Origin of the sequence: Celeribacter marinus (assembly GCF_965656515.1) — a bacterium.
GTDB classification, from domain to species: Bacteria; Pseudomonadota; Alphaproteobacteria; order Rhodobacterales; family Rhodobacteraceae; genus Celeribacter; species Celeribacter marinus_D.
The window spans coordinates 6883-15695 of the sequence record NZ_CBFHKW010000059.1 but is presented as its reverse complement, the minus strand read 5'-3'; the positions used below and the strand labels follow the sequence as shown (position 1 = coordinate 15695).

At 56.4% G+C, this 8813-nt stretch carries 9 protein-coding genes; 2 read left to right on the top strand and 7 right to left on the bottom strand.

Annotated elements, in window-relative coordinates:
* Positions 1–676: YadA-like family protein (locus ACTG34_RS11665; protein WP_439105072.1), on the top strand; the 676-nt coding region annotated here is incomplete at its 5' end.
* 159 nt (positions 677–835) lie between these two features.
* Here the strand turns inward: ACTG34_RS11665 and ACTG34_RS11660 are convergent.
* The 7 genes from ACTG34_RS11660 to ACTG34_RS11630 form a co-directional block, all read right to left on the bottom strand.
* Positions 836–1807, bottom strand: coding sequence for an ABC transporter ATP-binding protein (locus ACTG34_RS11660; RefSeq protein ID WP_062220468.1), 972 nt, complete (start codon positions 1805–1807; stop codon positions 836–838).
* Positions 1804–2781 (bottom strand): ABC transporter ATP-binding protein, encoded by a 978-nt coding sequence (locus ACTG34_RS11655; RefSeq protein ID WP_439105071.1) that lies wholly within the window; start codon positions 2779–2781, stop codon positions 1804–1806. The genes ACTG34_RS11660 and ACTG34_RS11655 overlap by 4 nt, the downstream gene beginning before the upstream one ends.
* A gap of 3 nt (positions 2782–2784) precedes the next feature.
* The gene (locus ACTG34_RS11650; RefSeq protein WP_439105070.1) at positions 2785–3684 is read right to left on the bottom strand and encodes an ABC transporter permease subunit; all 900 of its coding nucleotides are present in this window, start codon (positions 3682–3684) and stop codon (positions 2785–2787) included.
* A 1-nt stretch (position 3685) separates the two neighbouring features.
* Positions 3686–4693 carry an ABC transporter permease subunit gene (locus ACTG34_RS11645; RefSeq protein ID WP_439105069.1) on the bottom strand — a complete coding sequence of 336 codons (1008 nt, stop codon included), beginning with the start codon at positions 4691–4693 and terminating at the stop codon, positions 3686–3688.
* Positions 4687–5796: a M24 family metallopeptidase gene (locus ACTG34_RS11640; protein ID WP_439105068.1), complete on the bottom strand. Its 1110-nt coding sequence runs from the start codon at positions 5794–5796 to the stop codon at positions 4687–4689. Before ACTG34_RS11640 ends, ACTG34_RS11645 begins: the two co-directional genes overlap by 7 nt.
* A gap of 77 nt (positions 5797–5873) precedes the next feature.
* Complete coding sequence (locus tag ACTG34_RS11635) at positions 5874–7463, bottom strand: ABC transporter substrate-binding protein (protein WP_439105067.1); 1590 nt, start codon at positions 7461–7463, stop codon at positions 5874–5876.
* Between the two features lie 34 nt (positions 7464–7497).
* The gene (locus tag ACTG34_RS11630; protein ID WP_439105066.1) at positions 7498–8139 is read right to left on the bottom strand and encodes a helix-turn-helix domain-containing protein; all 642 of its coding nucleotides are present in this window, start codon (positions 8137–8139) and stop codon (positions 7498–7500) included.
* 366 nt (positions 8140–8505) lie between these two features.
* Here ACTG34_RS11630 and rplO point away from each other — a divergent pair.
* On the top strand, positions 8506–8813 hold a 308-nt coding region (rplO, locus tag ACTG34_RS11625; protein ID WP_439105065.1), incomplete at its 3' end, for a 50S ribosomal protein L15.

Here is an 8813-nt window from a genome sequence, read left to right as displayed (position 1 = left end):
GTTTGCCGACACCAATGTAAGAATTAATGCTGATGAAAACTACGTTGTTGCTGCTGGCGATACGGCAGTCATTAGCTCTGAAAGCTTTTACGTGAACGTCACGCCTGGTGCGGCGTCACGCAGTGCTCTTGTACCGTATGAAAACGGTATTGCCGTGGCGGGCAACGGGCAGGTACGTTGGGTCGCGGATGACAACGGCAAGCTTGTTCAAGTTGAGGCAACCGACACGACATCCGGCACCACGGCTGCAATGGTCGTGACAAATGCTGATGGCAACACCCATGGCGTGGTCGTCCAAGAGACCAAAACAGTGGTTTCGGGTGGTTCGACGTCAAGCAGCATGACGCTCGCCGACAATGGTGCGACCTTCTCCAACTCCGCAACGGGCGCTCCAATTCAGGTGCACGGCGTTGCCGATGGCACGGCCGAATTCGATGCGGTCAACGTCCGTCAATTGTATAGCGGTTTGGCCGCTGTTCTGGCATCCACCCCCGATCTTTCATTGACCCCTGGAAAGTCAGGCATGGCAATCGGTCTTGGCGGCTACGGCGGCTATAACGCAATTGGTCTTGGGTTTGGCCACATGTTGCCCAATGGCGCGATCATGCAAGGGTCCATCGCAAAGGGCCAGCACAGCGAAGTCGCCTATAAAGCGGGCGTTTCGTGGACGTGGTAACGCGTAGATCTGCCTAAACCATAGACAAAGGGCCGCAGTGATAAACCTGCGGCCCTTTTTTATCGCGCGTAGGGTGATGCCGATCTACCCAAAACCGACCACAACGATCAGGCCTTGGGTGCAAAACGCGCCCCCTTATTGGTGGTTTCGGGCGACCAATTAGGCCGCTGTTCCACCGTTTTCAGGGAAAAAGCAGGCGGCGCAATGGGCCTCACTGTTAAGGGTCGGACGTAGTTTGCGACACTTGTCTTGTGCTTTCCAACAGCGCGGCGCGAACGGGCAGCCCTCGGGGATTGCCAACGGGGACGGCAGTTCGCCCTCAAGTTTGATACGCTCCTTTTTCAGGCGCGGGTTGGCTTGCGGCGTCGCGGAAAGCAGTGCTTTGGTGTACGGATGAAACGGCGCGTCAAAGATCGCTGCGCGGCTGCCCTTTTCCACGGCGCGCCCCAGATACATCACGATGACATCGTCGGCGACATGGCGCACCACGCTTAGGTCGTGCGAGATAAACAGATAGGCCAGTTGCAGCCGCTCTTGTAGATCAACCAATAGGTTTAGAACCGAGCTTTGGATTGATAGATCAAGGGCGGAGACGGGCTCATCAAGGACCAGCACCTTTGGGTCGAGCATCAGGGCGCGTGCGATCGCGATGCGTTGGCGTTGACCGCCCGAAAACATATGTGGATAGCGCTCGAAATGTTCAGGGCGCAGGCCGACCAGCCCAAGCATTTCACGCGCCTTGGCGGTGCGCTCTTCGGCGCTCATATCAGGGCGGTTGATTTTAAGCGGCTCTTCTAGGATCGTGCCAACCCGTTGGCGCGGGTTGAGCGATCCGTAGGGGTCTTGGAACACGATCTGCACGGACTTGCGCAATGAGGCCCAGTCTTGCGGGATCACGGGTTTGCCGTCCAAGGTGATCGACCCTGATGTCGGTTCTTCGATCATGGTGACAAGGCGCGCGAGGGTCGACTTTCCGCACCCGCTCTCGCCCACAACCGCGAGTGTTTTCCCGGGGTAGAGGTCGAAATCGACCCCCGCCACGGCCTTGAGTGTGCGCGGCTTTCGGAACATTCCGCCGCTGATCTCATAATGCCGCTCGAGTGCCGTGGCCGTCATTACCGGATCTGTCATGACGCAGCCCTCTCATTCATATTTAGTGGATAAAAGCACCGCGCATCATCGCTATCGCCGTGTAGGGCAGGAGGGGCTTGGACCTTGCACTTTGCATCGGCAAATGTGCAGCGCGGCGCAAATAGGCACCCCGCAGGACGGTCAAATTGGCCGGGCACAACACCGGGTATGGTGGGCAAGCGGCGCTCGGTTGCGCGCTCTGGCAGGGCATCCAATAGAGCGGCGGTATAGGGATGGTGCGGTGTTTCAAACAGCGGCACAACAGGCTGCTCTTCGATCTTTTGGCCTGCATATTGAACGCTGACCCGTTCGGCGGTTTCGGCCACAACACCCATGTCGTGGGTGATGAGCACGAGCCCCATGCCCGTCTCGTCGCGCAAGGATGCCAACAGGTCAAGAATTTGCGCCTGAATGGTGACATCAAGCGCGGTCGTAGGCTCATCCGCGATCAACAATTTGGGCCGACAGGCAATCGCCATAGCGATCATCACGCGTTGGTTCATGCCGCCAGACATCTGGTGTGGAAAGGCCGCGAGCCGTTTTTCAGGGTCAGGGATGCCAACTTGTTCGAACAGTTCAATAGCGCGGGCATGGCGTTCGCGCCGCCCCATGCCCAATTGCACACGTAGGGCTTCGCGTATTTGCCAGCCAACGGTGAAACAGGGATTTAGTGATGACATTGGCTCTTGGAAGATCATGGCAAGATCGTTGCCAATGATTTTACGCCGCGCTTTGGGGGCGATTGTCAGCAGGTCTTGGCCATCGAATGTTAGCTCGTCGGCCGTGACTGTGGCGGTCCATGGCAACAATCCCATCAGCGCCAACATCGACACCGATTTGCCTGAGCCGCTTTCCCCGACAATGGCCAGAATCTCGCCGTTGTTGACGTCCTGATCAACGCTGTCCACGGCCCGAAATTTACCCGATGCCGTTGTGAAATCGACGCTGAGGTTTCTGATGCGTAAAAGGGTCATCGGTTAGCTCCGCTTCAGTTTCGGATCAAGTGCGTCGCGTAGCCCGTCACCCATCAAATTGATCGCCAGAACGGTCACGAGAATGGCAATGCCGGGGAATGTCACCACCCACCATGCGCGCAAGATGAACTCGCGGGCTTCGGCGAGCATGGTGCCCCACTCAGGGGTCGGGGGTTGCGCGCCCATCCCCAAAAACCCAAGGGCGGCCGCGTCCAGAATGGCCGTGGAGAATGACAAGGCCGCTTGCACAATAATAGGCGCCAAGCAGTTGGGTAACACCGTCACAAACATCAATCGTACAACGCCGGACCCCGCCACGCGAGCGGAGGTAACGTAGTCCTTTTGGCGCTCCGATAGGACGCTGGCGCGCGTTAGTCGGACGTAGTGAGGTTGCAGAACGATGGCGATTGCAATCATCGCATTGGTGAGTGACGGGCCTAAAACGGCAACCAGCACGAGCGCCAGAAGCAAGGAGGGGAACGCCAACACAATGTCCATGATCCGCATGATGATGCTATCGAGCCATTTGGGGGCAAACCCCGCGATCAACCCGATGATAATGCCGCCCGTGGCCGCGATGCTCACGACGACAACCCCCACAAAGAACGAGTATCGCGCACCGACAATCAGACGCGAGAGCATGTCGCGCCCGAGTGGATCTGTACCAAGGATATGGGTCCACGATCCCCCCTCTTGCCAGACGGGGGGCTGTAACGTCGCGCTACGAAATTGTTCTGTGGCATCATGCGGTGCGACCCACGGGCCGAAAAACGCAAGGAATGCGAAGGCCGCAAAAATCCACAATCCGATGACCGCCCCGCGGTTTTCGCGAAAATAGAACCAGAATTCGCCAAGGCGACCGGGGCGTGCGTGGCTGTCGGGAGTTTGCTCGATATTGCTCATTCTATCGCTTCCGGATCTTGGGGTTGATGACGCCGTACAGCATATCAACGGTAAGGTTCACGATCATCACCATCACGGCAATCAGCAATAGCCCGCCTTGAACAACGGGGTAGTCGCGGCGAAAAATACTATCGACCATCCATTTGCCAATACCGGGCCAGCTAAAAATGGTCTCGGTCAAAATAGCCCCCGCGAGCAATGTGCCGACTGACAGGCCGATCACGGTAATGACGGGGATCAAAGCGTTGCGCAGGGCGTGCACCCCGTTGATGCGCGTGGGCGACATCCCTTTGGCGCGCGCGGTTCGAATGTAATCTTCGCCTAGAACCTCGAGCATCGCGGAGCGGGTTTGGCGTGCAATCACAGCCAACGGGATCGTGCCGAGCACAATGGTGGGCAAAATCAGGTGCCGCACCGCCGAGACGAACGCGCCCTTTTGACCAGATGCGACACTGTCGATCAACATAAAGCCCGTGGGGTTGGGGAAGTAGTAAATGAGATCAATACGGCCGGACACGGGAGTCCATTGCAACATGCCCGAGAACATGATGATGAGCAAAAGGGCCCACCAGAAAATGGGCATTGAGTAGCCGATCAGAGCCGTGGACATCAACGCGCGGTCTGCGAATTTGCCACGGTTCACGGCGGCGATCACACCCGCAGGCAATCCAATGACCACCGCAAAGATCATGGCACAGATCGAGAGTTCAAGCGTTGCAGGGAACAGGGCAAAGAACTCGTCCCAGACGGGGCGTTTGGTCACAAACGAGGTACCAAGGTCGCCTTGCAACACCCCTGTCAGGTAATCCCAAAATTGCACATATATCGGGCGGTCATAGCCAAATTGTGCTGCCAATTCGGCGTAGCGTTCATCGGAAATACCGCGTTCGCCAGCCATAACTTGGATAGGATCACCGGGCAGGGCGCGGATGAAGCTGAACGAGATCAATGTGACCCCGATGAATGTGGGAATGAAGGTCAGCAGGCGGCTAAGCGCATAGTTCAGCATGAGATCACCATCAATTCTTTGGGAAAGCGGGTCAGGGTTTCACACCCGTCTTGGGTGATCAGTACATCATCTTCGATCCGTACACCGAAGTTGCCAATGTCATATAGACCCGGCTCGTTGGTGTAGACCGTGCCTGCGGGCAGGGGCATATGATTGCCACGCATAATGTACGGAGCCTCGTGTACATCGCGGCCCAAACCGTGTCCGGTCTTGGTGCGGATGCGCTCGGCGTAGGGCGAGGCCTCCAAGACCGATGTGACAACATCGTCGATCTCATGCGCCGTCACACCCGCGCGCGTCATGGCCAATCCCGCCAAATTCGCGGCCAACACGGTCTCGTAAACCGCGCGCCCCTCGTCACTGACATGATCCAGAAAAACAGTGCGGGTGATGTCGGCGGCAAAGCCGTTTTTGCGCGCCCCGAAATCAAACAACATCGCATCGCCTGCTTTGACCATGTAGTCACCACGCGCATGGGCGTGCGGCATCGCGGTGGCGTCACCGGCCACAACAATCGGGCTAAACGCCAGATCGTCGGCTCCTTCGTCAAACAGGAATTTGATCAACGTTTGCTCGATCTGCTTTTCGGATTGGCCCAGTTTGATACTGGCCAATGTGCGGTGCAGGGCGCGCTCGGAAATATCAATGGCCTCTTGCATCGCGGCAATATCTGCCGAGGTTTTGATCATCCGCAGGCCGGAAATCTCACGCTCGCCATCAATGATTTTCAATGTCGGCTGCGCGGCAATAAGGGCATGATGCACAAAAACGCGCATGACCTGCCCCTCGACGGCCACAGATGAAATGTTGAGATGCGCCATCAATTGGGCAAAGGCGTCGCTGTAGCCGGTTTGGTCGCGCCAATCAAAAACCGCGCCGTCAAACCCGACACCGGCCCAGCTTCCAAGCTCAAGATTGGGCACCAATGCGGCGGCGGGGCCATGTGCGGGGATCACAATCAAAAACGGACGCTCGTGGCTCATGAAGTCATGTTCAAGTGCGCGCGAAAAATTGGGACCAGGCACAAGAGCTACGGCATCGACGCCTAGATCGCTGGCAACGCGGGCATAGTCAGACAGGCGATCGGATAGTGAATTTGACACAGGCTGCGTGCTCCCTTGGTGGTCCGAAAATAGATGAGGGTGGCGCGTGACACGCCACCCTCTGATTTAAAAGCCGCTTATTGCGACAGGCCAACTTGGTTGAAGATGTGACCCCCAAGTGGGTGGACAACATAGCCTTCAACTTCTGGACGCATGGTCATGTAGACAACCGAATGCGCGATTGTGGCCCAAGGTGCTTGGTCCTTGAAGATCGCTTGTGCTTCCTCATAGAGAGCTGCCCGCTCTGCTTGTGTTGGCAGAACTTTGGCTTTCTGGATCAACGCCTCGAACTCTTCGTTACACCACTGTGCACGGTTTGATGCGCCAACGCCGTCACACCCCAAAAGAACGGCTAGGAAGTTATCGGGATCACCGTTGTCACCCGTCCAACCGAGAAGAACCGCACCATCACGATCCTCAGCTTTGGACCGCTCAAGATATTCACCCCACTCGTAGGACACGATCTCGACGTTCACGCCAACCTTGGAGAAGTCCGCTTGCATCAGCTCGGCCATACGGCGCGCGTTCGGGTTGTAGGGACGCTGAACCGGCATGGCCCAGATCTTCAGGTTCAGATCTGTCACGCCTTCCGCTTCCAAAGCGGCCTTTGCGGCTTCTGGATCATAAGCATCATCAACAGTTGCTTCGCTATACGACCACATCGTTGGCGGGATCGGGTTCTTTGCGATTTGACCGGACCCTTGGAAAACCACATCAATGATCGCTTGTTTGTCGATCGCCATGTTCAACGCCTTGCGGACGTTCGCATTGTCGTAGGGTGCAACCTTGGTGTTATAGGCGAGGTAGCCGACGTTGAGACCTTCTTGCTGCATCACAACAATATCATCCGCGGCCTGCATCGCAGAAATGTCAGCAGGGTTTGCATAGGCCATTACGTGACACTCGCCCGCCTGAACCTTCTGGTAACGCACTGACGCATCGGGCGTGATCGCAAAGATCAGGCTTTCGACTTTGGCTTTGTCACCCCAATACGCATCGTTGCGCAGATAGCGGATAACAGCGTCTTTTTGGTAGGCTTGGAACGTGAACGGACCAGTACCAATCGGCGCTTGGTTGAGCATTTCGGGCGTGCCTGCGGCCAACATTGCATCCGCGTATTCCTTGGACACGATCGAGGCAAAGTCCATCGCCATGTTGGCAATAATGGGCGCTTCTGGACGGGTTAGGTTGAACACAACCGTGTAGTCGTCAACTTTCTCGATGCTCTCGATCAGATCAGGCATCGACATGCCGCCATAGTATTCCCACGTGCCGCCTGAGACCTCGTGGTATGGGTTCTCTGGGTTGCCCTGACGATCAAAGCTAAAGATCACATCGTCAGCGTTGAAATCACGCGTGGGTGTGAAATCGGCGTTCGAGTGGAACGAGACGCCCTTGCGCAGGTTAAAGGTGACTTTCTTGCCGTCCTCGGACACGTTCCAGCTTTCGGCAAGACCAGGGATGGTTTCAGTTGTGCCAACCTTGAATTCCGACAAGCGGTTGTAGAGGGGGTGGCTCGACGCGTCGAATGTGGTACCCGACGTGAACAAAGCTGGATCAAACCCCTCAGGGGAACCCTCCGAGCAATACACAAGCGATTGCGCCTGTGCAGCCATACCAAGCGTGCTCAGCAGCAAGCCGGTGGTCATGATTTTCCGAATAGACATTCTGTTCTCTCCTTGTTGAACGTTTTTGTTATTTTTAACCCCGCAGGGGCAACATGTCATGCGGGGGGTCGATCTGTATGCTCTCTATTTCGCTGGATTTTCCGTATTGCATCCGCCCTACCCACAGTATGCGCGCGGGCTTGTCGGTTTTGTTGGACCAGCAATGCGGAGTCGCGCCTAAATAGTGTAGGCTGTCTCCCACACCCATCAGATACTCACGCTCTCCGACCATCTGTGAAATTTCACCCTCAAGGATGTAGATGATCTCCTCGCCTATGTGGTGAACCACTTCGGAAGCGTATCCAGGTGGCACGTTGATGACAAATGATGTCAACTCATGTCCTGCGCGCTCGGCCCCGATCTGTTCATATTCAATCGGTGATCCGGGGACTGCAAATTTGGGGCGGGCGCCGCCGCGCGTCAGGCTGTCAACGGCGCAGGGCGTGCGCACAAAGTAACCTGTATCGACGTCAAGGGCTTGGGCAATCTGGTTGAGTGTACCCAAGGTCGGCGTCGCGTTCCCGCGCTCGACTTGGCTAATGTATCCAACCGAAACACCTGATGCAGCCGCAACTTGATGTAGCGTCATTGACATCCGGTGCCGCAACGCGCGCATGCGGGTGCCGAGCTCAGCAGCTGTGGATGTTGTAGGTTTTGGCGTGGCGCAATTTGACACATAGTCTCCCAAGGCCGCCTTTATGCAACCTTTGGGGAGAGTGTCGCGGTCACCTCAATGCGTCAACAATAAAAATTATTTTGCCCGCAATATTAGCTTTCAAACCGGTGCCGCTTCTGTCGACATTGGGAGTGGTCGATCCGCGCACTTGGCAATGCGGCGACACAGATCACACTGACTGGCGGAATTGCCTTTGCACTGGTGACATCTAAGGCATCCAAACGGGTGTGAGCGCGCCCACTTGCCAAGTTAATCCACGCCGTTTATACGCCCCAAGTCGGGCATCCGTCCGTTAAGAATCAACATTTGTAAGCCGTGTTTGCCCACTCCGTCGCTGGAGGGCAGTTCCGGCAAAGGAGAAGCGACATGAAACTACATGAATTGCGTGATAACGCAGGCGCCACCAAAGCACGCAAACGCGTTGGCCGTGGTCCAGGTTCCGGCACCGGTAAAATGGGTGGCCGTGGTATCAAAGGTCAGAAATCCCGTTCGGGTGTAGCGATCAAAGGCTACGAAGGCGGCCAGATGCCCCTCTACCAACGTCTGCCAAAGCGCGGCTTCAACAAGCCAAACCGCAAGAAATTCTCTGTTGTGAACCTCGGCCTCATCGAGAAGTTCGTCGCAGAAGGCAAACTCGACGCCAAAGTAGAGATCAACGAAGATGCGCTGATCGC

Coding starts and splice junctions, on each gene's coding strand:
- ACTG34_RS11660 (WP_062220468.1), bottom strand. CDS start 1,807: ATGACAGATCCGGTAATGACGGCCACGGCACTCGAGCGGCATTATGAG.
- ACTG34_RS11655 (WP_439105071.1), bottom strand. CDS start 2,781: ATGACCCTTTTACGCATCAGAAACCTCAGCGTCGATTTCACAACGGCA.
- ACTG34_RS11650 (WP_439105070.1), bottom strand. CDS start 3,684: ATGAGCAATATCGAGCAAACTCCCGACAGCCACGCACGCCCCGGTCGC.
- ACTG34_RS11645 (WP_439105069.1), bottom strand. CDS start 4,693: ATGCTGAACTATGCGCTTAGCCGCCTGCTGACCTTCATTCCCACATTC.
- ACTG34_RS11635 (WP_439105067.1), bottom strand. CDS start 7,463: ATGTCTATTCGGAAAATCATGACCACCGGCTTGCTGCTGAGCACGCTT.